This is a genomic window from Streptomyces sp. AB3(2024), from assembly GCF_041862025.1.
Lineage (GTDB): Bacteria > Actinomycetota > Actinomycetes > Streptomycetales > Streptomycetaceae > Streptomyces.
This window is the reverse complement of sequence record NZ_JBGWAB010000091.1, coordinates 1-24558: the sequence shown is the minus strand read 5'-3', so window position 1 is coordinate 24558 and position 24558 is coordinate 1. Positions and strand designations below refer to the sequence as shown.

Annotated in this window: 19 protein-coding genes and 1 pseudogene; 9 read left to right on the top strand and 11 right to left on the bottom strand. The window is 74.8% G+C overall.

The window, feature by feature from the left end; all coding sequences use genetic code 11:
• Window positions 1-43 precede the first annotated feature (43 nt).
• From ACEPPI_RS28255 to ACEPPI_RS28245, 3 genes are all read left to right on the top strand, one after another.
• Window positions 44-1960: an ABC transporter ATP-binding protein gene (locus tag ACEPPI_RS28255; protein WP_373918091.1), complete on the top strand. Its 1917-nt coding sequence runs from the start codon at window positions 44-46 to the stop codon at window positions 1958-1960.
• 61 nt (window positions 1961-2021) lie between these two features.
• Complete coding sequence (locus ACEPPI_RS28250) at window positions 2022-2399, top strand: VOC family protein (RefSeq protein ID WP_373918090.1); 378 nt, start codon at window positions 2022-2024, stop codon at window positions 2397-2399.
• A 50-nt stretch (window positions 2400-2449) separates the two neighbouring features.
• Window positions 2450-3586 carry a MerR family transcriptional regulator gene (locus ACEPPI_RS28245; RefSeq protein ID WP_373918089.1) on the top strand — a complete coding sequence of 379 codons (1137 nt, stop codon included), beginning with the start codon at window positions 2450-2452 and terminating at the stop codon, window positions 3584-3586.
• Between the two features lie 42 nt (window positions 3587-3628).
• Here the strand turns inward: ACEPPI_RS28245 and ACEPPI_RS28240 are convergent, their stop codons facing one another.
• The gene (locus ACEPPI_RS28240; RefSeq protein ID WP_373918088.1) at window positions 3629-5716 is read right to left on the bottom strand and encodes a regulator; all 2088 of its coding nucleotides are present in this window, start codon (window positions 5714-5716) and stop codon (window positions 3629-3631) included.
• 123 nt (window positions 5717-5839) lie between these two features.
• On the opposite strand from ACEPPI_RS28240, the gene ACEPPI_RS28235 reads away from it, so the two are divergent.
• Window positions 5840-6265, top strand: a complete 426-nt coding sequence (locus ACEPPI_RS28235; RefSeq protein ID WP_373918087.1) for a hypothetical protein — start codon at window positions 5840-5842, stop codon at window positions 6263-6265.
• A 22-nt stretch (window positions 6266-6287) separates the two neighbouring features.
• On the opposite strand, the gene ACEPPI_RS28230 is transcribed toward ACEPPI_RS28235, so the two are convergent.
• Entirely contained in the window at window positions 6288-6998 is a 711-nt protein-coding gene (locus ACEPPI_RS28230; protein WP_373918086.1) for a FadR/GntR family transcriptional regulator, read from the bottom strand.
• 176 nt (window positions 6999-7174) lie between these two features.
• Between ACEPPI_RS28230 and ACEPPI_RS28225 the strand changes: the two genes are divergently transcribed.
• Both ACEPPI_RS28225 and ACEPPI_RS28220 read left to right on the top strand, forming a co-directional pair.
• Window positions 7175-7654, top strand: a complete 480-nt coding sequence (locus tag ACEPPI_RS28225; protein WP_373918097.1) for a gluconokinase — start codon at window positions 7175-7177, stop codon at window positions 7652-7654.
• A gap of 47 nt (window positions 7655-7701) precedes the next feature.
• Window positions 7702-9099 carry a gluconate:H+ symporter gene (locus ACEPPI_RS28220; protein WP_373918085.1) on the top strand — a complete coding sequence of 466 codons (1398 nt, stop codon included), beginning with the start codon at window positions 7702-7704 and terminating at the stop codon, window positions 9097-9099.
• On the opposite strand, the gene ACEPPI_RS28215 is transcribed toward ACEPPI_RS28220, so the two are convergent.
• From ACEPPI_RS28215 to ACEPPI_RS28195, 5 genes are all read right to left on the bottom strand, one after another.
• On the bottom strand, window positions 9047-9334 hold the full coding sequence (locus tag ACEPPI_RS28215) for a hypothetical protein (protein ID WP_373918084.1): 288 nt from the start codon (window positions 9332-9334) through the stop codon (window positions 9047-9049). The two genes, ACEPPI_RS28220 and ACEPPI_RS28215, sit on opposite strands and share 53 nt — an antisense overlap.
• Entirely contained in the window at window positions 9331-10509 is a 1179-nt protein-coding gene (locus tag ACEPPI_RS28210) for a hypothetical protein (protein ID WP_373918083.1), read from the bottom strand. Before ACEPPI_RS28210 ends, ACEPPI_RS28215 begins: the two co-directional genes overlap by 4 nt.
• Before the next feature lie 141 nt (window positions 10510-10650).
• On the bottom strand, window positions 10651-11166 hold the full coding sequence (locus ACEPPI_RS28205) for a protein phosphatase (RefSeq protein ID WP_373918082.1): 516 nt from the start codon (window positions 11164-11166) through the stop codon (window positions 10651-10653).
• Between the two features lie 25 nt (window positions 11167-11191).
• Window positions 11192-11950 (bottom strand): hypothetical protein, encoded by a 759-nt coding sequence (locus ACEPPI_RS28200; RefSeq protein ID WP_373918081.1) that lies wholly within the window; start codon window positions 11948-11950, stop codon window positions 11192-11194.
• 96 nt (window positions 11951-12046) lie between these two features.
• On the bottom strand, window positions 12047-15613 hold the full coding sequence (locus ACEPPI_RS28195; RefSeq protein WP_373918080.1) for a S8 family serine peptidase: 3567 nt from the start codon (window positions 15611-15613) through the stop codon (window positions 12047-12049).
• A gap of 185 nt (window positions 15614-15798) precedes the next feature.
• On the opposite strand from ACEPPI_RS28195, the gene ACEPPI_RS28190 reads away from it, so the two are divergent.
• Entirely contained in the window at window positions 15799-17313 is a 1515-nt protein-coding gene (locus ACEPPI_RS28190) for an MFS transporter (protein WP_373918079.1), read from the top strand.
• 66 nt (window positions 17314-17379) lie between these two features.
• Here ACEPPI_RS28190 and ACEPPI_RS28185 read toward each other — a convergent pair whose 3' ends face one another.
• From ACEPPI_RS28185 to ACEPPI_RS28175, 3 genes are all read right to left on the bottom strand, one after another.
• A complete protein-coding gene (locus ACEPPI_RS28185; protein WP_373918078.1) occupies window positions 17380-17706 on the bottom strand; it encodes a DUF6126 family protein in 327 nt (108 codons plus the stop codon).
• 16 nt (window positions 17707-17722) lie between these two features.
• A complete protein-coding gene (locus ACEPPI_RS28180; RefSeq protein WP_373918077.1) occupies window positions 17723-18358 on the bottom strand; it encodes a helix-turn-helix domain-containing protein in 636 nt (211 codons plus the stop codon).
• Window positions 18359-18437: 79 nt separating this feature from the next.
• Window positions 18438-19979, bottom strand: a complete 1542-nt coding sequence (locus ACEPPI_RS28175; protein WP_373918076.1) for an ATP-dependent DNA ligase — start codon at window positions 19977-19979, stop codon at window positions 18438-18440.
• Window positions 19980-20249: 270 nt separating this feature from the next.
• On the opposite strand from ACEPPI_RS28175, the gene ACEPPI_RS28170 reads away from it, so the two are divergent.
• Together ACEPPI_RS28170 and ACEPPI_RS28165 are read left to right on the top strand one after the other, a co-directional pair.
• Window positions 20250-22973 (top strand): alpha/beta fold hydrolase, encoded by a 2724-nt coding sequence (locus ACEPPI_RS28170; RefSeq protein WP_373918075.1) that lies wholly within the window; start codon window positions 20250-20252, stop codon window positions 22971-22973.
• The gene (locus ACEPPI_RS28165; protein ID WP_356219995.1) at window positions 22970-23836 is read left to right on the top strand and encodes an ABC transporter permease; all 867 of its coding nucleotides are present in this window, start codon (window positions 22970-22972) and stop codon (window positions 23834-23836) included. The genes ACEPPI_RS28170 and ACEPPI_RS28165 overlap by 4 nt, the downstream gene beginning before the upstream one ends.
• Window positions 23837-24165: 329 nt before the next feature.
• Here ACEPPI_RS28165 and ACEPPI_RS28160 read toward each other — a convergent pair.
• A pseudogene (locus ACEPPI_RS28160) lies at window positions 24166-24453 on the bottom strand (polysaccharide deacetylase family protein); the annotation flags it as partial.
• Between the last annotated feature and the right edge of the window lie 105 nt (window positions 24454-24558).

Here is a 24558-nt window from a genome sequence, read left to right as displayed (position 1 = left end):
ATTCCTTGACCTGGAGCTTGGTTGAGGTTCTAGCGTGGCGCACATGAACATGGAAGTCACCGCCTGGCACTCGCTGCACAGCGCGATCAACGCCCAGCAGGACAAGCGCCCCCTCTCCCGGGCGAGCCTGCGCCGGATCGCCGCCTTCGCCCGCCCGCACCGGCGCGGGCTGGCCTTCTTCCTGCTGCTCAGCGTGGTGGGCGCGCTCCTCGCCGTGGCCACTCCGCTGCTGGCCAGCCGGATCGTGGACGCGATCGTGCGGGGCGGCGACAGTACGGCCGTCACCCGGCTCGCCCTGCTCATCGCGGTGATCGCGGTCGGCGAGGCCGGGCTCGGGCTGCTGACCCGCAAGCTGTCGGCCACCCTCGGCGAGGGCCTGATCCTCGATCTGCGGACGGCGGTCTTCGACCACGTCCAGCGGATGCCGGTGGCCTTCTTCACCCGGACCCGGACGGGCGCGCTGGTCAGCCGCCTGAACAACGATGTGATCGGCGCCCAGCGGGCGTTCAGCAACACCCTGTCCGGGGTGGTCTCCAACACGGTGACGCTGCTGCTGACGCTGGGGGTGATGCTCACCATCTCGTGGCAGATCACCCTGCTGGCCCTGGTGCTGCTCCCGGTGTTCGTGCTGCCGGCCCGGCGGATGGGCGCCCGGATGGCGGCGATGCAGCGCGAGGCCTCGACGCTGAACGCCGCGATGGGCACGCAGATGACGGAACGCTTCTCCGCTCCGGGCGCCACCCTGGTCAAGCTGTTCGGGCGGCCCGCCGACGAGTCCGCCGAGTTCGCGGCGCGCGCGGCCCGGGTGCGGGACATCGGGATCCGTACGGCGATGGCCCAGTCGGCGTTCATCACCGCGCTCACCCTGGTCTCCGCGCTCGCCCTCGCCCTGGTCTACGGCCTCGGCGGACACTTCGCCCTGCGCGGCACGCTGGAGGCCGGATCCGTCGTCGCGCTCGCCCTGCTGCTGACCCGGCTGTACGCGCCCCTGACCGCGCTGGCCGGGGCCCGGGTGGAGGTGATGAGCGCCATGGTCAGCTTCGAGCGGGTCTTCGAGGTCCTCGACCTGAAGCCGCTGATCGACCAGAAGCCGGACGCCGCACGGGTCCCCGACGGGCCGGTGGCGGTGGAGTTCGACCGCGTGTCCTTCGCCTACCCCTCCCCCGACAAGGTCTCCCTGGCCTCCCTGGAGGAGGTGGCCACCCTGGACGCGCGGGGCGGCGCCCGGGTGCTGCACGAGGTGTCCTTCCGCGCCGAGCCCGGCCGGATGATCGCCCTCGTCGGCTCGTCCGGCGCCGGGAAGTCGACGATCGCCCAGCTGCTGCCGCGCCTGTACGACGCCGACGCGGGCGCCGTCCGTCTGGGCGGGGTCGACGTACGGGACCTGACGGCCGACTCCATCCGTGAGACGCTCGGCATGGTCACCCAGGACGGGCACCTCTTCCACGAGTCGGTACGGGCCAACCTGCTGCTGGCCCGGCCGACGGCCACCGAGGAGGAGATCTGGGAGGCCCTGCGCCGCTCCCGCCTGGACGGGCTCGTCGCCTCCCTCCCCGACGGCCTGGACACCGTCGTCGGGGAGCGCGGCTACCGGCTCTCGGGCGGCGAACGGCAGCGGCTGACCATCGCCCGGCTGCTGCTGGCCCGCCAGCGGGTGGTCATCCTCGACGAGGCCACCGCCCACCTGGACTCCACTTCCGAGGCGGCGGTCCAGGAGGCCCTCGCCGAGGCGCTGGCCGGCCGGACCGCCGTGGTGATCGCGCACCGGCTGTCGACGGTGCAGGCGGCCGATCTGATCCTCGTCGTCGAGGAGGGCCGGATCGTGGAGCGCGGGACGCACGAGGAGCTGCTGGCGGCCCGCGGCCGGTACGAGGAGCTGTACCGCACGCAGTTCGCCGCGCGCGACACGGAAGGCCGCCTCCCCTCGGCGGACGGCACGGCGGCGGCCCCGGGCGCATGATGCCGGAGGGCCCGCGCGCCGCCTCGGCGCCGGGCCGGTCCGTTACCGAGGGGAGCCCGTCATGGACGTCAAGCTCGAACTGGTCGCCGTTCCGGTCACCGATGTCGACCGGGCCAAGGCCTTCTACGAACGGATCGGCTTCCACGCCGACCACGACGTCACCGTCAGCGAGGAGATCCGCTTCGTCCAGCTGACCCCGCCCGGATCCGCCTGCTCCATCGCCATCGGCAAGGGGCTCACCCGGATGGTCCCGGGGGCGCTGGACAACATGCAGGTGGTCGTCGCCGACATCGAGGAGGCCTACGCCGACCTGCGCGGCCGGGGCGTTGAGGTGACGGAGATCCAGGACATGCCGTGGGGCTCCTTCGTGTACTTCTCCGATCCGGACGGCAACGGGTGGGCCGTGCAGCAGACCACCCCGCGGCCGACGGCGGGCTGAGGAGCCCGCGGTTTGACCTTCGAGTGGGATGAGAGCCGATCATCACGTCCATGGACGCCACTCCAGAACTGATGGGCATCAGTGCCTTCGGCCGCCGCGTGGGGCTCGCGCCGAGTGCCCTGCGCTTCTACGACGACTGCCGGGTGCTGCTCCCCGCGCACGTCGATCCGGTCACCGGGTACCGGTACTACGCCGAGTCCCAGCGCGCCCGCGCCGCGCTGCTGCGCGGGCTGCGCGAGGCGGGCCTGGCCCTGCCCGACGTGGTCACGGTCCTCGACGGGCCGCCCGAGCGGGCCCGGCAGGTGCTGGAGCGGCACCGCAGGGCGGTACGGGAGTCCGGGCGGACCGCCGACGCGGCGGTCCGCGCCGTCCTGGACACCCTCCCGGCGGGGCCCGCCCGCACCGAGGTCACCCTCGGCGGTCCGGAGCTGGCGAGCGCGGTCCGGCAAGTGGCCCCGGCGGCCGGGCGGGATCCCGCACACCCCGTACTGGGCTGCGTGCTGGTGGAGTTCGACGAGGACGAGGTCCGCTTCGTGGCCACCGACCGCTACCGGCTCTCGCTGCGCGTCCTGCGCCCCACCGCCGTGACCGGACCGCCCGGACGGCTCCTGGTCGAGGCCGCGGTCCTGGTCGGGCTCGGCGGGTGGGCAGCGCGGGCGGACGAGGTCACCCTGGTGGCGGGGGCACCCGGCACTCCCCTGACCGTCCACCACCCGGGCGGTTCGCGCGAGGTGCCGGTGGCCGACGGGACCTATCCCGCCTACCGGGACGTGCTCGGCGCTCCGGAGGCCGTCCCCGTGCCCACCCACCGGGTCGCCGTGGACCGGATCGCTCTGCTCGCCGCCCTCGCCGCCCTCGCCGCGTGTGGGGAGGGCCCCGCCGTGGCTCTGGAGCTGGGACCCGACCGGCTGCGGGTGGGCGGTCCCGGGCCGGAAGGCGGGTGCGGGGAGGGCGGCACGGAACTGCCCGCCGTGTGCGGGGAGACCGCGCCGGTGCGGGTCGGCTTCGACCCGGCGGTGCTGGCGGGCGCGCTGGAGGCCGGTGTGGGGCCGGACGTCCTGCTGGAGATCCCGGCCGCGCCCCGGCCCGCCCTCGTACGCTCCGCCGACCAGGGCAGCTTCACCACCCTGGTCATGCCGGTCGCCCTCCCGGCCGCGCGGGGGTCGACCGGGCCGCTCGGGGGTTGATCGGGCCGCGGGACGGGACCGGCCCGCGGGGCTGAGGTCCGGTCAGCCGGGGTGGGGGCGGCCGCGCAGAGCCAGTCCGCGGCGGACCCCCTCCGCGAAGGCCGCCTCGTATCCCGCGTCTCCGAGGGCCGCGCGGGCCGTACGCTCGAACTCCTCCCGTACGGAGCGCAGTTCCGGCGTGCCGCGTTGCGGGTGGCCGACCGCCTGCCAGTAGGCGTGGCCGGTTCCGTAGGCGTGCGCGCCGCCCGCCCCGTCGCCGCCCGCGGCCCGGGCGGCGGCCAGCAGGTCGAGGCCGAGGGCGGTGCCGAAGCTGTCGCCGAGTTCCCGCTTGCTCTCCAGCATCGCCCGCGCGTGTTCGGCGGACTCCGCGGGGCGGCCCTCGAACAGGCGGATCAGCGCCAGCTGGTAGTCGGCGTAAGCCCGCGTCCAGTACTCCTGCCGCGCCACGCACCCCGCGCGCAGCCGCTCGGCCTCCTCCCGCGCGTCGGCGAAGAGCCCGGTGCCGGTCAGTGCGAACACCCGTACGAGACTGCAGCGCAGCCGGGGACCGGAGTCGAAGGGCGTGCCGGGGAAGGCCTCCAGGGCGTTGTCGGCAACGATCCGGGCGGCCAACGGGCGGCCCGCCAGCAGGTGGCTGACGCCCAGCAGGTAGGCGGCGTCGAGGGCCGGGCCCGGTCCCGCGTCCGGCCGGGCGGCCAGGGACTCGCAGGCCACCGCGATCCGGTGCGCATCCTCGTGCTCGCCCTGAAGGAGCAGGGTCACCCCGAGGGCCCACAGGGCGCGCACCCGGCCGGCGGTGTCCACGTCTTCGGGGCGGGCGGCGGACAGGGCCCGTTCCAGATACGACCGGGCCACGTGCAGGCATCCGCAGCAGGCCCAGAAGAAACCGACGCGGCCCGCCAGTTCGAGGGCCGCCGCGGGCTCGGTGACGAGCAGGTGGTCGAGGGCCGCGCAGATGTCCCCGTACGCGGCGGCGACCCTGCGGTAGGCGCCGCGCTGGCCGGGGCCCGGCCAGTCCGCGTCCGCGGTGCGCACCAGTTCCAGGAAGTGGGCCGCGTGCCGGGCGCGCAGGGCGTCCCGTTCGCCGATGCCGTCGCACCACATGGCCCCGTACTCGCGGATCGTGTCGAGCATGCGGTGGCCGGCGCCGTCCGGACCGCGGCGGACCACGGACTTGGCGACGAGCGAGGCGAGGAGCGGCTCCACGTCCCCGCCGTCGAGCGGGGGTGCGGAGCACACGGCGCGGGCGGCGGCCCCGTCGAAGGTGCCGCCGAAGACGGAGAGCCGCAGCCACAGGAGGCGTTCGGCGGGGGTGCACCACTCGTGGCTCCAGCCGATGGCGGTGCGCAGCGCCCGGTGGCGGGGCGGCCGGGCCCCTCCGCCGCCGGGCAGCGGGCCGATCCTGCGGGAGAGCCGGTCGGCGAGTTCCTCGACGGTGTGGTCCGTCAACTGGGCGGCGGCGAGTTCCAGCGCGAGGGGGACCCCTTCGAGGCGGGCGCAGATCGCGCGGGCGGCGGCCAGCCGGGACGGGGTCCACGCGTCCGCCCGCCCGGGGCGGCGCACGGAGTCCGCCCGCGCGGTGAAGAGGGCGAGCGCCTCCCCCGCCGGCTCCTCGTGCGGCAGCGGCCCGATCTCCAGTACGTGTTCGCCGGCCAGGGCGAGGGGTTCGCGGCTGGTGAGGAGCACGGCGAGGTGCGGGGCGGCGTCGAGCAGGTCCCCTACGAGGATCCGCAGGGGCCCGATGAGGTGTTCGCAGCAGTCCAGTACGAGGAGCAGCCGGCGCGGGCGGATCCACGCGCGCACGGCTTCGGCGAGGGTGCGCGGGGTGTGGTCGGCGAGGTCGAGCGCGTCGGCGACGGCGTCCAGGAGCAGCCGGTCCCCGGGCAGCGGGGCGAGGTCGGCCCAGTGGATCCCGTCGGGGAAGCGCGTTGCGGGCGCGAGGGTGCCCGCGGCTCCGGCGGCGGGCGGGCCCAGGGCCTGTCGGGCGAGCCGGGTCTTGCCGACGCCCGCGGGCCCGGTGAGGGTGGTCAGCCGCCGTTCCGTCAGGGACGCGCGCAGCGCGGCGAGTTCGGCGTCCCGCCCCACGAAGGAGGCGGGTCCGCCGTCGTTTCCCCGGGTATGTCCGCGCACGCGCCCAGTGTGGCGCACGCGCGGGTCCCTCCGTACCGGTCGGCCGCGGGCCCTCCCGGACGTACCGGGGCGTGTCGCGAAAGTCGTTTGGTGCGCTTGTCGGACATCCCTACCCTCTGGCCCATGACCCAGGCGAGGATTCACGAACTGCGCGGCTACGAGGTGGGACCGGTGCGGGCCGAGCTGCGCGCGCTCACGGTGGAGGACGACCGGGAGGGCATGCTCGAAGGGACGCCCTACCTGCACCGCCGGATGAGCCTGCTGCGCATCGGGAAGGCGATGGCGGCGGACCCGCACCTGTACGTGCACGATCTCGACGTGCTGCGGGCCGATGCGGAGAGCAGGCTCGACGAATGGCTGCCGCGGGAGACGGTTCGCGCGCGGCTGACGTCATGGTGGCTGCCCGGGGGCATCACGGAAGAGGGGCACACGAAACTCTCGGTGATGTGGTTCCAGACGGCCGGGGAGGACCCGTTCGCCCGGCTGGCCGCGATCGTGCGTCCGCTGGACTGGACTTCGCTCGCCGGGTTCGTCCCCTTCGAGGACTGACGGCTCACCGGGGGCCGGGCGTTTACGGCGCGAGGACGTCCAGTTCCTCCAGGGCGCCGAGGGCGATCTGCCGGGTCAGGGCCTCGGCCGCGGCGGCGTCCCCCTCCCGTACTGCCTCGGCGACCCGGACGTGGAGGGTGACGGCGGCCGGGTCGGGGTCGGGGAACATCACGGAGTGCTGGGTGCGGCCGGTGAGCACCTCGGCGACGACGTCGCCCAGGCGGGCGAACATCTCGTTGCCGGAAGCGTTCAGCACGATGCGGTGGAAGGCGACGTCGTGGTGGAGGTAGCCCTCCAGCTGGTGGCCGCGCGAGGTGCGGACCATGCCGAGGGCGGCTTCGGTGAGGCGGGCACACTGCTCGGGGGTGGCGCGGAGGGCGGCGAGGCCGGCCGCGACGGGTTCGACCGCCGAGCGCAGGACGGTCAGGGAGCGCAGCTGGCGGGGGCGGTCGGTGCCGGCGAGGCGCCAGCGGATGACGCGCGGGTCGTAGACGTTCCACTCCTCGGCGGGGCGGACGGTGACGCCGACGCGGCGGCGGGACTCGACGAGCTGCATCGACTCCAGGACGCGCACCACCTCGCGCACGACGGTGCGGGACGCGTCGAAGCGCGTGGCGATCTCGTCCGTGCGCAGCACGCTGCCGGGCGGGTGCTCCCCCGCCGTGATCGCCAGGCCGAGGGTGTCCAGTACTTGGGTGTGGAGTCCTGGGACCGGACTGCCTTCGGTGGTCATGGCGTAAGCGTACGGTGACGCCGGGGCGGACCAAAGGTGTGATGTTTACCGCCGAACCCTTGATTAAGTACTACTTAATAAGGTTCAGTGGTGCCCTCCCGGGCCTCCCCCGCCCCGGGCCTAGGTCAACGAGGACAGCGAGGTACGGCGTGGGTTCCCAGCGCGTCATTGTGGTGATGGGCGTGACCGGCACGGGCAAGACGACCGTGGGCCGGCTGCTCGCGGAGGCCCTCGGCCTCCCCTACGCGGAGGGCGACGCCTTCCATCCGGCGGCCAACGTGGCGAAGATGTCCGCCGGCGTCCCGCTGGACGACGAGGACCGCAGGCCCTGGCTGGACGCCGTCGGCGAGTGGATCCACGACCGGGCCGGGCACGGCGGCGGTGTGGTGGCCGCCTCCTGCCTCAAGCGCGACTACCGCGACCGGCTGCGCGCCACCGCACCCGGGACCGTGTTCGTCCACCTCACCGGGGAACGGGCGTTGATCGAGGAGCGGATGCGCTCGCGCAATGGCCACTTCATGCCCGCCACGCTGCTCGACTCCCAGTTCGCCACGCTCGAACCGCTCGGGGCGGACGAGCAGGGGGTCGCCGTCGACGTCGCCGGCACCCCCGAGGAGATCACCGCCCGGGCCCTCGCGGCCCTGCGCGGCCTCTAGCACTCCCCTCCCCCCACCCACACCTCAACAGAGTGAGGAACCCCACCGTGACCGGTCTCCGCGTCGAGACACTGGCGGCGGCCGCCCCCGAGCCCATAACCTCGGCCGGAAACGCCCAGTTGGGCATCGCGGTCCTGCTGGGCATCGCCGTCATCGTCCTGCTCATCACCCGCCTCAAGATGCACGCGTTCCTGGCCCTGACGGTCGGTTCGCTGGCCCTCGGCTCCTTCGCGGGCGCCCCGCTGAACAAGACGATCGCCAGCTTCACCGCCGGCCTCGGCGCCACGGTCGCGGGCGTCGGCGTCCTGATCGCGCTCGGCGCGATCCTCGGGAAGCTCCTCGCGGACTCCGGCGGCGCGGACGAGATCGTCGACACGATCCTGGCCCGCGCCAAGGGCCGGTCGATGCCCTGGGCCATGGTGCTGATCGCCTCGGTGATCGGACTGCCGCTCTTCTTCGAGGTCGGCATCGTGCTGCTGATCCCGGTGGTCCTGCTGGTCGCCAAGCGGGGCAACCACTCGCTGATGCGCATCGGCATCCCGGCCCTGGCCGGACTGTCGGTCATGCACGGCCTGATCCCGCCGCACCCGGGCCCGCTGGTCGCCGTCGACGCCCTGCACGCGAACCTGGGCGTCACCCTCGCCCTCGGCGTGCTCGTCGCGGTCCCGACGGTGATCATCGCCGGACCGCTGTTCTCCCGGTACGCCGCCCGCTGGGTGGACATACCGGCCCCGGAGCACATGCTCCCCGCGCGTCCGTCGGAAGGGGCGGCGCACCGGCCCCGGTTCGGAGCCACGGTCTTCACCGTGCTGCTGCCGGTGGTCCTGATGCTGGTCAAGGCCCTGGTCGACATCGTCGTCAACGATCCCGCCAACGCGGTGCAGAAGGTCACCGACGTCGCCGGATCCCCGCTGATCGCCCTCCTGTCGGCCGTACTCGTGGGGATGTTCACCCTCGGGCGGGCGGCCGGATTCACCCGGGAACGGCTCTCTTCGACAGTGGAGAAGTCCCTCGCGCCGATCGCCGGCATCCTGTTGATCGTGGGCGCCGGCGGCGGGTTCAAGCAGACCCTCATCGACTGCGGCGTGGGTCAGATGATCCTGGACCTGTCGAAGAGCTGGTCCATCCCGACCCTGTTGCTGGCCTGGCTGATCGCGGTGGCGATCCGGCTGGCCACCGGATCGGCCACGGTCGCCACCATCTCGGCGGCCGGTCTCGTGGCTCCCCTCGCAGCGGGCATGTCCACGACGGAGACCGCCCTGCTGGTCCTGGCCATCGGCTGCGGCTCGCTGTTCTTCAGCCACGTCAACGACGCCGGGTTCTGGCTGGTCAAGGAGTACTTCGGAATGAGCGTCGGACAGACCCTCAAGACCTGGTCGGTGATGGAGACCGTCATCTCGGTGGTCGGCCTGGGCTCCGTCCTGCTGTTGTCACTCGCGCTGTGACCCCGCCGTGGACGCCGTCGAGCTGGGCGGCGGCGAGCGCGAAGCCGTCCGCGGCCCGGGCGCAGCGGTCCGCGAGGGCGGCGACCTCGGCGCGGAGGGCGTCGGCCTGAGGGCCCCGCCATTCGAGCGCGGCGGCGCCCGCCCGCAGCCGGTGGGCGTGGGAGCGCAGGGTCGCGCAGTGGCCGCGCAGACCGTCGGCGGGGGCGGCCGGGGGCAGCCGGGGCACGTCGCTCACGGGTTCCTCCGGGAAGTCGTCGTACGCGGGCGCTCCGCGTCGCCGAGCGGGAGCAGCCGGCTCCCGGTGACCCGGCCGTCGGCGGCGGACCCGGCACCTCCGACGGCTCCCGCCGAGGCCAGCCGGTGGACGCGGGTGCGCGGATCGAGGGGGGTGCGGGCGTCGGCCGGGGAGCCGACGGCGTACAGGTGCGTGATGCGGTAGACGGCGGTGAGGTCGCGGTCCCGGGCCAGGTCCATGGCGGTGACGGCGCCCAGCCGGTGTCCGACCAGGACGAGTTCGGCGCCGGAGGGGATCAGCCCCCGTACGGCGCGGACCACGTCCCGCACCCGCCACGCGTCCCGGTCGGCCAGTTGGAGCACGTGGCGGGGCCGGCCGCCGGGGCCGGTCACCCGCTGGACCAGCAGGGTGTCGCTCGCCCCGAGCAGGCCCGTGTTGGTGACGTACCCGGCGAGGGTGCCGCTGGTGTCGAGCGCCTCCAGCAGCCCGGTGCCGGAGCCGGGGCCGTCGTCCGTGCCGCCGCCCCGGGAGAAGAACGCGCGCAGCGCGGCGCCCATACCGAGGAGCGGTTCGGCGGTCACGGCCCGGCCGGTGGCCACCTGCCAGCCCGCGTGGTCGTTGAAGGGGTTCTCGTCGGTCAGGGCGTGCCACGCCAGGACGTCCGCGAAGGTCGGGGCCAGCAGGGTGAAGGCCTCCCCGGCGCCCCGTTCGCGCAGGAGGGTCCGGAACGCCCGGGCCGCCTCGCCCTGCCGCCCCTCCGCCACCGCCCGCAGGACCGCGGCGCAGTCCGGGTTCGCGAGGAGGTCGGGGCGGCCCACCCCGGCGACGTGGATCCGCGCCTTGAGCCCGCAGACGGCGGTGGTCACGGCGAGGTTCTCCCGGCGGGCCAGGATCCCGGCGAACCACCCGGCCCGCGCCACCCCCCGCCCGCGCGGGGCCCAGCCGAGACCGGCCGGGTCCGTGAGGGTGCGCAGCAGGGTCCGCCAGGCCCGGCGCGGCCTGCCACCGCCGCATCCGACGAGAGCGGCGGCCGGAAGCCGGGCGCCGAGGGCGAGCCCGGAGGCGTACCGGGCGGCCTCGCCCACGGCGTCGGCGGCCTCGGCGAGGTCCCGGCACAAGGCATCGAGGGCCTCCACGTCCGGGTCGGTGGCCTGCGCGGTCACGGCGTCGGACATGGGCTCCTCGCGGGGGTGCGGCTGGGACGGCGGCTGGGTGCCGGGCCTCCGTCCGCGGACCGCGGCACGGGCCGGGCGGCGGCGGATGGTGACTCCGGCATCACCGTACGTCGCCCCCTCCCGGCGCGCGCTCCGACTGCGCTACGGGAGTGGGTCCGGGCCGGCGAGCAGGGACGCGGCGTCCAGCCCGGTGTCGAGGTAGTCGGTGAAGACCTGGTTGTGCAGGGCCCACGGGGAGCGCCTGCTCCGGATGAGGCCGACCGCCTCTTTGGCCGTAGCCCCCCGGCCGACCAGGCACTGGGCGACCACGAGGCCGGAGCGGTTGTACCCGTAGTAGCAGCGCACCAGCGTCCTGCGCCCCTCGTCCAGGGCCCGTCGCGCCGTGTCGGCCAGGCGCCGGACGGTGGCGATCTGGGCGGCGTCGAGGGGCGCGTCGGGCATCTCCCCGACCAGGTGTTCGGCAGCCGGGCCGGGGCCGTGGCCGGGCCGGGTGTAGAGGCTGATCACGAGGTCGAACTCGTCGGTGACGACGGCGGGGCGCAACTCGCCGTCGGCGTCGGCGTAGACGTGGCCGCCCATCCAGAGGCCGGGGGTGATCTCGTCCCAGGGGGTCGGGGGCCGGGGCGCGTCGGGGTTCTTCCAGTGCGTCTTCGTCATCGTGGCCGGATCGTACAACAGCCCTTCAGGCGGCGGGAGTTGTACAGAAGACCGCCTCGCGGAACGCGGTGCGCAACGCGGCGGCGGGATGGGGCGCGGGGGCGGGCGCGGCGCCGGGCAGCAGGGCGGCCCAGCGGTCGTGCCGCGGGGAGACCCACAGTGCCGGGCCGGTGGCGGTCGGCGGGTGGTGGGCCCACACTCCGGCGGGGGCGGGGTGCCAGAGCAGGCCGCGGGAGGGGGTGAGTTCGCCGGTGCGGATGCGCAGGGATTCCGCCGTCCAGGCCCGGCTGATGGGATGGTCGGCGGTGGACAGCAGGTGGCGCGGGAAGCGGACGAGGTCGGCGAGCGGGGCGTACAGGGTGCCGTCGGCGAACCGGGTGCGGTCCATGCCGAGCGGCCGCCAGATGCGGGTCGTGGCGCACTCGGCCAGCGGGGTGCCGGTGAGGTGTTCGGCGAGGCGGGTGAGGGCGGCGAGGGCGGGCGGCCCCTCGCCGTGCGTGAGCAGGTGGTGGGCGGTGGCGGCGCCGGGCGGTCCCGCCACGGCCCCTTCCCCGTAGGCGGTCAGCGGGGTGTGCAGCGCGAGGTCCCCGGCGGCGACGAGGCTCCCGAGGACGGGCCACAGCGCGAGCACGGCCGTGAGTCCGCCGACGTCGAGGGGGGTGTCACCGTCGCCGGGCGAGCCCGCGTGGACGGAGTCCGCCGAACCCGCCGCCCAGACGGCGTCCGGGTCGGCGCGGCGGACGAGGGCCTCGATGGGGCCCGCCTGCAAGCGGCGCGTCATCATGCCGGGCACGCTACGTGCCCCCGCCAGCCCTCCCGCGCAGGTCGCGCCCCTGTCGCCCCCCGCCACCCGAATGCGGGGACGGGGGGCGGCGGGCGGCTAGGACTTGTCGGGGCGGTCGGTCACGCGGAGGGTGTTGACCAGGGGTTTGCCGTAGCCGTTGTGCGTGACGAAGCGCAGGTTGAGCACGCCGTCGGTGACCTTGACCGTGTAGGTCCTGGTCAGGGCCGTGTACGTGCCCGCCTCCAGGGAGATGTCCAGGGAGGGCAGCACCTGCGCGCCCTCGGCGAGGACGTCGAAGACGCGCTTGTCGGGGCGGGTGGAGGAGAGTTCGGCGAAGCCGAGTTCCACCGTGTAGGTGCCGTTCGGGACGTTGTCGAAGCGGTACTCGTACATGCCCTCGCGGGCGTTGCGGAAGAGTCGCCGGTCCGGGGTCCCGGCGATGGCGTGCCCGGTGGAGCGGACGGTGGCGTCGCCCTGGTAGCCGTACGAGCCCGGGGTGTACTTGCGGTCCGGGGACCAGGGGTCGCCGGCCGCGTCGGTGGCCGTGTAGTCGGAGCCCGCGTCGAGGGCCGCCTGATAGCGCGGGACCACGACCTTGACGGGGACGGTGAGGACGGGGGCCCGGCCACTGGCCGAGGTGATCTTCAGATCGGTGGTCAGGACGCTGCCGGGCGTGAGTCCGGTCGTGTCCACGGCCAGGGCGAGCGTGGCCTTGCCGCCGGTCGGGAGGGTGCCGTCGGCCGGGGTCGCCGTCAGCCAGGGCGCGTCCTCGGAGACCGTGAAGGCGGTGCCGAGTCCGGGGTTGGTGAGGTCGAGGCCGCGGGTGCGGCTCTGGCCGGCGGGGAGGACCAGCTCCACGGCCGGCCGGTCCGCGGTCACCTTGCCGGTGCGCAGGGACCGGGTCACCGGGGTGACGTCGGCCGCCTTGACCTCGACGGAGCCCTGCGCGGACTCGTACGCCGGGGCGGTCACGGAGAGTCCGCGGGAGCCCGAGGGGCTCTGGACCACGTAGCCGCCGTCCGCTGCGGTGGTGGCGGAGACGGCCGTGTCGCCGCTGCCGACGGTCACCGTGGCGCCGCCGACGCCGTCACCGTCGTTGGCGTCGAGCACCCGGCCCGTGACGACTCCGCTGCGGGTGGTCCGGAAGCCGATGGACAGGCCGTCGGTGAGCACGGCCGTGTTGAAGGAGTACCGGAACGCGTCGGTGCCGGCCGCGTTCTCCACCCCGATGGTGGCGGAGGAGCCGCCCTTGATGCCGGTGCCGCCGGTCCCCTTGTAGGAGTAGGTGACGTTGCCGTCCTCGCCGATGGCCGCGGAGAAGGAGAAGGTGTCGGCCTGCGCCGACCAGTGGGACACCTTGCGCCACTCGATCACGTAACTGCGGTGCGGCGCGGTGCCGGTGACGGCGGTGAAGACGCCCGAGCCGCTGCCGGCCGGGCCGACGACGAGGTCGTCCCAGAAGGGGTACAGGGCCGCGTTGGGTGTCGCGGTGCTCGGGATGTCCCCGTTGACGTCGCCGGTGTGGTTGCCGCCGAAGCTGACCGTGCCGTTGGTGCCGATCCAGGCCTGACCGTACGTCTTCCCGTACAGCGGGAGGGGGAAGGGCAGGTCGACCCGCTCGGTGGTGTTGTCGCCGGTCAGCGCGAGCTGCCGGTCGCCGCCCGCGTAGGGGCGGTCGCCCGCGGCGGCGCAGGCGTAGCCGTAGCCGTCGGTGCGCTCGGGGAGGGTGACCGCGACGGTGGTGTCCCCGGCGACGGCGACCTTGGCGGTGCCGCCGGTGAGGCAGCGCGAGGAGTGGGTGGCGTTCACGTCGTAGGTGCCGTGCGGCAGGGTGACCTCGAAACGGCCCTGCGCGTCGGCGGTGGCGGTCACCGGGGTGTCCACGATGGTGACCGAGGCGCCGGCGGCGGGCCCGGCGGCGGAGGAGACGGTGCCGGTGACCTTGCCGGTGGCGGCCTGGGTGAGGGTGAAGTCACCGGTGGCGGTGGCGTTCTCGGTGACCGTCGCGGCGGCTTCGCGCTGTCCGTAGCCGAACTTCGAGGCGGTGAGCGCGTACGCGCCGACCGAGAGGGAGGGGAAGCGGTAGCTGCCGTCGGCGGCGGTGGTGGCCGTCCGGTCGATCGGACCGTGGGCGGTGACCCCGGCGCCCGCGACGGGCTCGCCGCCGTCGGTGCGGACCGTACCGCCGAGGGCGCCGACGGCGCCGCGCGGGGCGGCGTTCACCGCGGCCAGGGCGTCGAGGCGGCCCTCGCCGAAGACGTTGTTGTCGGCGGTGGTGCCGCCGCACTGGGCGGCTTCGGTGTCCTGGGCCGTGCCGTCGAGCAGCGCCTCGGTCTGTGCGACGTCGCCTTCGAGGGCGGGAGCGGCCGACCAGAGCAGGGCCACCGTGGCGGCGGTGTGCGGGGAGGCCATGGAGGTGCCGGAGAAGGCCTCGTAGTCGCCGCCGGGGACGGAGGAGCGGACGTTGACGCCGGGGGCGGCGATGTTCGGCTTGACGATGCCGCCGGGGCCGGCGCCCCGCGAGGAGAAGGAGGCGATGGCGCCGTTCACGTCGAAGGCGCCGGAACTGTAGGAGCTCGCGTAGTCGCCGGGCGATCCGCTGGTGGCGCAACCGGGTCCGGCGTTCCCGTTGGAGAAGGCGGGGAAGATGCCGGCGGCGCGCCAGGTGTCGACGACCTGCTGGTACCAGTCGTCGTGGGCGGAGCTGCCCCAGGAGTTGTTGACCACGTGCGGGGCCAGGTCGGGCCGCGGGTTCTGGCCGTTCAGATCGGTCGGGGCGACGATCCACTGGCCGGAGGCGAGCAGGGAGGCCTCGGAGCAGGAGTTGGTCTCGCAGCCCTTGGCGGCGATCCACCGGGCGCCGGGGGCCACGCCGATCTTGTTGGCGCCGCCGTCGTCGCCGACCATGGTGCCCATGGTGTGGGTGCCGTGGTCGTTGTTGTCGCAGGGCGCCGCGCCCGCGCAGACGCCCGCGGGGTCGAACCAGTTGTAGTTGTGGTCGTAGGTGCCGTCCGCCTTCTTGCCCCGGTACTGGTTGTTCACGGCGGGGTGGGTGTAGTCGACGCCGCTGTCGATGTTGGCGACGACGATGCCCTCGCCGCGCACCCCGAGTCCGTCCCACACCTGTGGGGCCTTGATGCGGTCGACGTTCCACTCGACGGCGTCGGCGGCGGTCTTCTCGCGGGTTCCCTCCGCCGGTTTGGGGAGGGAGAGCTTGTCGTCGGCGTCGATGCGGGATACCTCGGGGCGCTGGGCGAGGGCCCCGGCCAGCTTCTGGGTGCCGACGACGCGGACCGCGTTGACGATCCAGTACGAGGTGTACTCGGCCTTCGCCCCGTCCAGGGCCTTGAGCACCTCGGCCTGGGTGCGCGCGGCGTGGTCCCGCTTCGTCCGCAGAACCGTTTCTGCTTTGGCGGTGCGGGTCGGGGCCTTCCGCGCGGCGCTCAGGTCGGCGGCGCTGTCGAGGTAGACCCAGAAGACGGCCTTGTCGGAGCCTTCGAGCCGGGCGCGGAGGGCGGGCTCGATCTTCCGCTCGGCGGCGCCCGGCGCGGGGCCCGGTTCCGGGGCGGCTGCGGCGACCCCCGCGCCGAGGGGCAGGAGCAGGACGGAGGTGAGGGCGGCGAGCGCCGCGCGCAAGGATCGTCGTCGGTTGCGTGGGGCCACGTGTGATCTCCTCGTACGCCGGGGTGCTGGTTGTGCGGGAAGGGTGCGCGTGACGTGCGCGGATCATGGTGAGTGGGCTGTCATGCCCTTCACAAGAGGGCCTATCCGGCCGACTTCGCGCCGGTCCGCAGGCGGCTTCCGCCCGCCGGGTGGCCCTTCCGGGCGGGGCGCGCCAGCCTGGGGGCATGACCCAACCCGTGCCCGGTGTTCCGCTGCGGTCCGCCCAGGGGCGGTGGATCGTGCTCGCCACCGTGCTCGGGTCGAGCATGGCGATGCTGGACTCGACCGTCGTCAACGTGGCGCTCCCGACCATCGGCGCCGATCTCGGCGCCGACCTGGCGGTGCTCCAGTGGACCGTGAACGCCTACCTGCTGACCCTGGCCGGGCTGATCCTGGTGGGCGGGGCGCTCGGCGACCGGTTCGGGCGGCGCCGGATCTTCGTGCTCGGGGTGGTGTGGTTCGCGGCGGGCTCGCTGGTGTGCGGACTCGCGCCCGGCGCCGGGGTGCTGATCGCCGCCCGCGCCTTCCAGGGCATCGGCGGCGCCCTGCTGACGCCCGGTTCGCTGGCGCTGATCCAGGGGTCCATCCACTCCGACGACCGGGCCCGCGCCGTCGGCCTGTGGTCGGGGTTCGGCGGGGTGGGCGCCGCGGTGGGGCCGTTCCTCGGCGGGTGGCTGGTGGACGGGCCGGGCTGGCGGTGGGTGTTCCTGCTGAACGTGCCCGTCGCCGCGCTGTGCGTGCCGGTGGCGCTGAGACACGTACCGGAATCGCGGGACCCGGCGGCGCACGGGCGGTTCGACGTGGCCGGGGCGGTGCTGGGCGCCGGGTCCCTGGCCCTGATCACCTACGCCCTGATCGAGGCCACGAGCGGGTCGGCGCTGGTCGTGGCCGCGGCGGTGGGCGGGGTCCTGCTGGGCGCCGCCTTCGTGTACGTGGAGCGACACCGGCCGGATCCGATGGTTCCGCCGGACATCTTCGCCTCCCGGCTGTTCACCGCCGTCAACCTGGTCACCCTGTGCGTCTACGCGGCCTTCGCCGGGTTCTTCTTCCTCATCGTGCTCCAGCTCCAGGTGGTGGCCGGATACTCGGCACTGGCTTCCGGGGCCGCGCTGCTCCCGACCACCCTGCTGATGCTGCTGCTGTCGGCCCGCTCGGCCGCGCTCGGGGAGCGGATCGGGCCGCGGATCCCGCTCACGGTGGGGCCGCTGCTGTGCGCGGCCGGGATGCTGCTGACCCTGCGGATCGGCCCGGACGCCTCCTACGTACAGGACGTGCTGCCGGCCATGGTGGTGATGGGCTCCGGAATGGTCACCCTGGTGGCTCCGCTGACGGCGACCGTCCTGGCCTCGGTGGACCCGGGCCGGGCGGGCCTGGCCAGCGGCATCAACAACGCCGCCGCGCGGGCCGCCGGGCTCCTCGCGGTGGCGGCGCTGCCGCTGCTGGCGGGGATGGGCCCGGACGCCTACCGGTCGGCGGAGGCCTTCGACGCCGCCTTCGACCGCGCCATGCCCTGGTGCGCGGGGGCCCTGCTGGTGGGGGCGGCCCTGGCGTGGGCGACCGTACGCTCCCCTGCGCCCGGGGAGCCCCACCCGCACCAGCAGTGCCGCATGCAGTGCCCGGTCGGTGCGCCACCGCTGGAGCCACCGGCGGCGGCCGGGGGCGAGGAGTCCGGGGGTGCCGGGACCGGGGGTGCCGGGTGACGGCCTCTTCCCGGGGACCCGGCCGGACGTCCCGGTGGTGCCCGGCGGGAACCCGGAGGGGCGCGGCTACTGGTTCTGGCCGCCCAGCACGAAGAGGAGGTAGACGAAGAAGGCGAAGAGGTGGCCGACGAAGAGGTACGCGATCAGCCGGATGACCAGGCCGCGGGGGAACCGCGACTCGATGCGGCCCAGCAGACCGGCCGGCTCGGCCGCGGCGTCGGTGCCGGCGGCGGTCCCGGCCGTGGTGCCGGTGGCGATGTCGCCCGTGGTGGCGGCGGCGGTCCCGGCCGTGGTGCCGGCCGTGGTGCCGGTCTCCTCGGCCCCGGTGCCCTTCGCCCCGGACGTGGCCACGGTCTTCTCGGACGTGGTGGACATGTTCTCCTCCTTGGTCATGGGTACGGCTCCTCGGCTAACGGTGCTGCGTGGTGGCGGCGCCGAGGCACAGCCCGGCGAGATTGCTCTGCAGCAGGGTGTGGACGAACAGCAGCTCGGCTCCGCCGTGGCCCGGCGCGGCGATCCGGTGCGGGGTCAGCGAGTCGAAGTGCGCACTGTCCCCCGGCTCCAGCAGGTACTCGGTCTCCCCCAGGTGCAGCCGCAGCTGTCCGGTCAGCACGTACAGCCACTCCTCCCCGGGGTGGACCCGGACCAGCTCGCCCTGGCTGCGCCCCTGGGGCACGTGCACGCGCAGCGCCTGCATCCCCCGTCCGGAGCCCCCGGCCTGCCAGTACGTCCACCCGTCGGCCTCGCGGGCCCCGGGACCACCGGCCCGTACGATGGGATCGGCGACGGCCGGATTCTCACCCAGCAGCTCGGAGACCGTCGTACCGTAGGTGCGGGCGAGCCCGAGCAGCAGCGGCAGCGAGGGCTGGCGCCGTCCGGTCTCCAGGCGGGACAGGTGCGCGGGCGAGAGCCGGGCCCTGGCCGCGGCGGCCTCCAGCGTGAGGCCCGCGCGTCGGCGCAGCTCACGCAGCTGCGGCGCGACCGCGGGCAGGTCGTCGGGCAGGCCGTCGTCATGGCGGTCCGGGCCCTCGGCTCGGGGGTTCATACCCCTGATTGAGTCAGATTCTTACCCCGCTGGCAATTTTCTTGCCTCTGAGGCAAAACCGCCCCGTTCCACGCCCTCCTCACGTGAAACGGGCGCCTCCCTGCTCCAGGACCGTCTCCACGGTGTCCGCCTGCTCGGCGCTCTTGTCCGGCCGGTGGCGCAGGACCCGGGCGAAACGCAGGGCGACACCGGCCGGGTAGCGGGGGGAGCGCTGGAGTCCGTCGTAGGCGATCTCCACCACCAGTTCCGGCCGGACCCGGACGGTGAAGCCGTCGTCCCCCTGCGCCAGCTCGGTCAGCCGCCCGGTCTGCCAGCGCAGCATCTCGTCCGTCAGCCCCTTGAACGTCTTGCCGAGCATCGCGTACGCGCCGTCGGCGGTCCGCGCGCCCAGGTGCAGGTTCGAGAGCAGGCCGGTGCGGCGGCCGTGGCCCCACTCGGCGGCGAGCACGACCAGGTCGAGGGTGTGCACGGGTTTGACCTTCAGCCAGCGCTTGCCGCGCCGGCCGGCCGCGTAGGCCGAGTCCAGCGCCTTGACGACGACCCCCTCGTGGCCCCGGCCCAGCGCCCCGGCCAGGAACTCCTCGGCCTCGGCCGTACGGGCGCGCGGATCGTCCACCACCAGCCGGCGCACCCGCGAGGCCTCGGGGACCAGGGCGGCGAGGGCCGCGTGGCGTTCGCGGACGGGCAGGTCGAGCAGCACCCGGTCGCCGAGGGCCAGCAGGTCGAAGAAGTACGCGTGGACCGGGAGGGCGCGCCGGGCCGCCGCCACGTCCACCCGGGAGCCGACCCGGCTCGCGATCTCCTGGAAGGGCACCGGACGTCCGCCGACGTCCTGACCGATGACCTCGCCGTCCAGGATGAACCTCTCCCCCGGCAGGCTCCGCGCCAGTTCCACCACCTCCGGCAGCCGGTCGGTGATCTCGTCCAGCGAGCGGGTGTGGATCCGCACCTCGTCCCCCGAGCGGTGGACCTGGACGCGGATCCCGTCGAGCTTCTCCTCCACGGCGCAGGGCCCCAGCGCGACGAGGGCGTCGGCCACCGACCGGGCGGTTCCGGCGAGCATCGGCCGCACGGGCTGCCCGACGCGCAGGGTCACCCCGCGCAGCGCCGCGGCCCCTCCGCTCAGTACCGCCGAGGCCGCCCGGGCCAGCGAGCCCTCCAGCATCACGGCCCGGCGCAGGTCCGCGGCCGGTACCCCGGCGGCCTTGGCCACGCCTTCCAGGGCCACTGCGTCCAGGGCCCCCTGGCGCACCTCCCCGGACAGCAGGCCGCGCAGGAACGCCTGCTCATCGACGGTGGCGGCGCCCAGCAGGCCGTCGACGATCCGGCGCCGCTCCGCCTGCGCGCCGGGGCCCGCGACCGCGGCCAGCTCGGACACGGCCGCGTCCACGGCCCGTACGCTCAGGGAGGGCAGCGGCGCCGGGGCCGTGTCCCGGCCGAGGGTGCGCCACCCGATGCCCGGGCGGCCCTGCGGGAGGCGGCCGGAGAGGTAGGAGACGACCAGGCCGGCCTCCTCGGCGGGGGCGGACGCGAACAGTTGCGCGAGCAGGGCGGTCTTGTGAGAACGGGCGGCGGTCCCGGCGACCTCCCGGGACACGCGCGCGACCTCGGCCAGCAGCATGCGGCCCATCCTCCCGCCGCCCGGGCCGGCACGCAGGTCGGAGGTGCGGGCGGCCCGCGCGCGGCGATGAGGACCGCGGCCGGGTGCCGCGGCTCCGCGCGGCCGGGGACTGCGGCGCGTACGCGGCCGGGCACTGCGGCGCGTGCCCGGGACCGGGCGGCGCGTACCGCGGACGCGGTAGGCCGGGCCCGGCCGTGTAGTCCTGGAGAAGGGGCGGGGCTCCCCCTGAGGGAGCCCGCGCACGGCGATCTCTGGCTTTAGTGTTCCCGTATGAAGCCACGACTGCCCCGTCGGCGCCGCGACCGCCTGCTCGCCGGCGTCGCCGCCCTCGCGGTCCTGGCCGGCGCCGGTACCTGGACGGCGGCCGCCGCCTCCGGGGACGCGCCGGCCGTGCACCGCCAGGACCAGATGCTGAAGGTGCCGGGCCTGGAACCGCCGGGCGCCGGGATCGACACCTCCTACTTCACGGCCGGGGAGGGCGGGGAAAGGCGCCCCGCGGTGCTTCTCGGGCACGGTTTCGGCGGCAGCAAGGACGACGTACGGGCCCAGGCGGAGCGGCTGGCCCGCGACGGCTACGCCGTCATGACCTGGTCGGCGCGCGGCTTCGGCCGCTCCGGCGGCAAGATCGGGCTGAACGATCCCGAGCACGAGGTGAAGGACGTCTCCGCGCTGATCGACTGGCTGGCCCGCAGGCCCGAGGTGCGCCTGGACGCCGACGGCGACCCGCGCGTGGGCGTGGCCGGGGCCTCGTACGGCGGGGCCGTCGCACTGCTGGCCGCCGGGTACGACCGGCGGGTGGACGCCATCGCCCCGCAGATCACGTACTGGAACCTCGCGGACGCCCTGTTCCCGCAGGGCGTCTTCAAGAAGCTGTGGGCCGGGATCTTCTTCACCACCGGTGCCGCGGGCGGCCTCCAGCCGACGGCCGCGAACGCCGGTCCGCCCGCCCCCGCGGCGGCCCCCGGCTGCGGCCGGTTCGAGCCGCAGCTGTGCGCCATGTACGAGCGCGTCGCGGTGGCCGGGAAGCCGGACGCCGAGGCGCGCGAGCTGCTGGAGCGGCGCAGCCCCTCGGCGGTGGGCGACCGGATCAAGGTGCCCACCCTGATCGTGCAGGGCCAGGACGACTCCCTCTTCCCGCTGGACCAGGCCGACGCCATGGCCCGGACCATCGCGGCGAACGGCGCCCCCGTCTCGGTGGACTGGGCGGCCGGCGGACACGACGGCGGCATGCGCGAGTCGGGCCGCGTCGAGGCCCGGGTGAAGGCCTGGTTCGACCGCCACCTCAAGGGGGACCATGCCGCGGACACCGGCCCGGCCTTCCGGGTCTCGCGCTCCGGCGGCGTCGATTCCACCGACGGGCAGGTCAAACTGCGGGGCGCGAGCTCCGACCGCTACCCCGGTCTGACCTCCGCCCCGCGCCCCTTCGCGCTGTCCGGGCGGGAGCAGACCTTCGCGAATCCGGCGGGCGGCGCCCCGCCCGCGATCTCCACGCTGCCCGGCATCGGCGGGCAGTTCGCCGCCCTCGGCGCCGGGCTGTCGCTGGACTTCCCGGGGCAGAACGCCCGGTTCGAGTCGGAGCCGCTGACGGAGGAACTCCGGGTCACCGGCACCCCGACCCTCACCCTGAACGTGAGGTCGACGGCTGCGGACGGCTCCGCGGTCCTGTTCGGCAAGGTGTACGACGTCGGGCCCGACGGCCGTCAGCAGGTGCTGCCCGGTCAGCTGGTCGCCCCCGTACGGGTGGAGGACGCCGGTCAGGGCCGCGACGTCTCGCTGCGGCTCCCGGCGATCGACCACTCCGTCCAGGCCGGGCACCGGCTGCGGGTGGTGGTCGCCGCCACCGACCTCGGGTACGCCTCCCCCGCCGCCCCGGCCGCGTACACGGTCTCGGCGCGGGGGCCGCTGGCCGTGCCCGTCGCCGACGGGGTCCGCACGGCGGCGGCCGGCCTGGCCGCCTGGACCTGGTGGCTGCCGCTCGGCGCGCTGGCGGTGGCCGCGGGGCTGCTCGGGATCCGGCGCACCGGCGGGGGCCGCGCGGCGGTGCGGGCGGGCGCAGCGCAGCCCGAACCCGCGGCGGCCGACGTACCGCTGGACATCACCGGGCTGACGAAGCGGTACGCGAAGGCTCAGGACCGCTACGCGGTGCGGGACCTGTCCTTCCGGGTGGAGAAGGGCCAGGTGCTCGGTCTGCTGGGGCCGAACGGGGCCGGGAAGACCACCACCCTGCGCATGCTGATGGGGCTGATCACACCGGACGCCGGGGAGATCCGGGTGTTCGGGCAGCCGATCCGGCCCGGCGCGCCCGTGCTCTCGCGCGTCGGCGCCTTCGTGGAGGGTGCCGGTTTCCTTCCGCACCTGACGGGCCGGGCCAATCTGGAGCTGTACTGGCAGGCCACCGGCCGGCCGGCGGGCGACGCGCACATGGCGGAGGCCCTGGAGATCGCCGGGCTGGGCGACGCCCTGGAGCGGGCCGTGCGCACCTACTCGCAGGGCATGCGGCAGCGCCTCGCCATCGCGCAGGCCATGCTGGGCATGCCGGACCTGCTGATCCTCGACGAGCCGACCAACGGTCTGGACCCGCCGCAGATCCGCGAGATGCGCGACGTGATGATCCGTTACGCCGCGGGCGGCCGGACGGTCATCGTCTCCAGCCACCTGTTGTCCGAGGTGGAGCAGTCCTGCACGCACCTGGTGGTCATGGACCGCGGCCGGCTGGTGCGGGCGGGCGAGGTCGCCGAGATCACCGGCGGCGGGGACACCCTGCTCGTCGGGGTGGAGGGACCGGTGGAGGAGACCGTCGTCGAAAAGGTCGCGGCCCTGGAGGGCGTGGCCTCGGCGGTGGCCGGGGACGGCGGGATCCTCGTACGGCTCGACGGCGCGACGCCCGCCGCCCTGATCGCCGAACTCGTACGGCTGGACGTGCCGGTCTCGGCGGTGGGCCCCCACCGCCGGCTGGAGGACGCCTTCCTCACCCTGATCGGAGGTACGGCATGAGTGCCGTCCAGGAGACCGCGCCCGGCTACGAGCCGGGGCGGACGCTGCCGTTGCGCGTGGAGGCGCTGCGGCAGTGGCGCAGGCGGCGGACGCTGGTGATGGGCGGGGTGCTGGCCGCACTGCCCTTCGTCATGATCATCGCGTTCGCGGTGGGCGGCGGGCCGAACGACGGTCCCGGTGGCGGGAACGGCCGGATCAGCCTGATCGACACGGCGACGGCGTCGGGCGCGAACTTCGCGGCGACCTGCCTGTTCGTGTCGGCCGGCTTCCTGCTGGTGGTGCCGGTGGCACTGTTCTGCGGGGACACGGTGGCCTCGGAGGCCGGCTGGTCCTCGCTGCGCTACCTGCTGGCCGCGCCGGTACCGCGGGCACGGCTGCTGTGGAGCAAGCTGGTGGTGGCGCTGGCGTTCAGCCTCGGCGCGATCGTGCTGCTGCCGGTGGTGGCGCTGGCCGCGGGGACTGCGGCGTACGGGTGGGGGCCGCTGAAGCTGCCGACGGGCGGGGCGCTGGCCGCCGCCGACACCCTGCCGCGCCTCGCCCTGGCCGTCGCCTTCGTCTTCGTGTCGCAGCTGGTGACGGCGGGGCTGGCGTTCTGGCTGTCGACCCGGACGGACGCGCCGCTGGGCGCGGTCGGCGGGGCCGTGGGGCTGACGATCGTCGGGAACGTGCTCGACGCGGTGACGGCCCTGGGGTCGTGGCGCGAGTTCCTGCCCGCGCACTGGCAGTTCGCGTGGGCGGACGCCTTGCAGCCGCAGCTGGAATGGGGCGGGATGATCAAGGGGACCGTGGTGTCGGTGTCGTACGCGGTGGTGCTGTTCGCCCTCGCGTTCCGCGGGTTCTCGCGCAAGGACATCGTGTCGTGAGGGGCCGCCGGGTCAGTCCGGCACGTCGCCCGCTTCGGTGAGGAAGCCGCGGAGGTCGGTGATCGCGTAGCCGGCCTCCTGGGCCGCGTCGATGATCCGGGGCAGGGCCAGGGCGTCGAGGACGAACCCCCGTCGCCGTTGTTGCTGCCGACGTGCATCTGCAGGACGGCGCCGGGGGCGAGGGCGTCGACGGCCCGGCGGACCACCCGGTCCACGGTCATCCCGCCGTCGGGGCCGAGGTACCCGTTGGTGTCGGTGGTGAACTCGATCACCGCGTAGCCGAGGTCGTTGACGTCGGCTACGGACTCGTCCGTGGTCGCGCTGTACGGGAACCGGAAGAACGGCAGCGGCTCGGCGCCGGAGGCCTCCCGGATCGCCGCGTCGGCCCGACGGACCTCCTCCCGCCGCTCCGAGGTGTCGAGGTCGTCGAAGTACGGGTGGCTGTACGAGTGGTTGCCGAGGCCGTGGGCGGCGGCCATGGCCCGCACGGCGGCGGGGTGGGCCCGCGCGAACGCGCCGGTGGGGAAGAAGGTGGCGGGCAGCCTACGCCGGCGCAGCTCGGCCAGGACGATGTCGATGCCGGCCTCGTCCCAGGCGGCGTTGAAGGTGAGCGCCACGATTTTGTGGGTGGTGGGGATCCGGCGGAGTTCGGCTCCGAACCATGCCGCGGGCGGACGCGGCCCCGCCCGGCGCCGGGCCCGGGGTGCCGCGTCCGGCGCGGG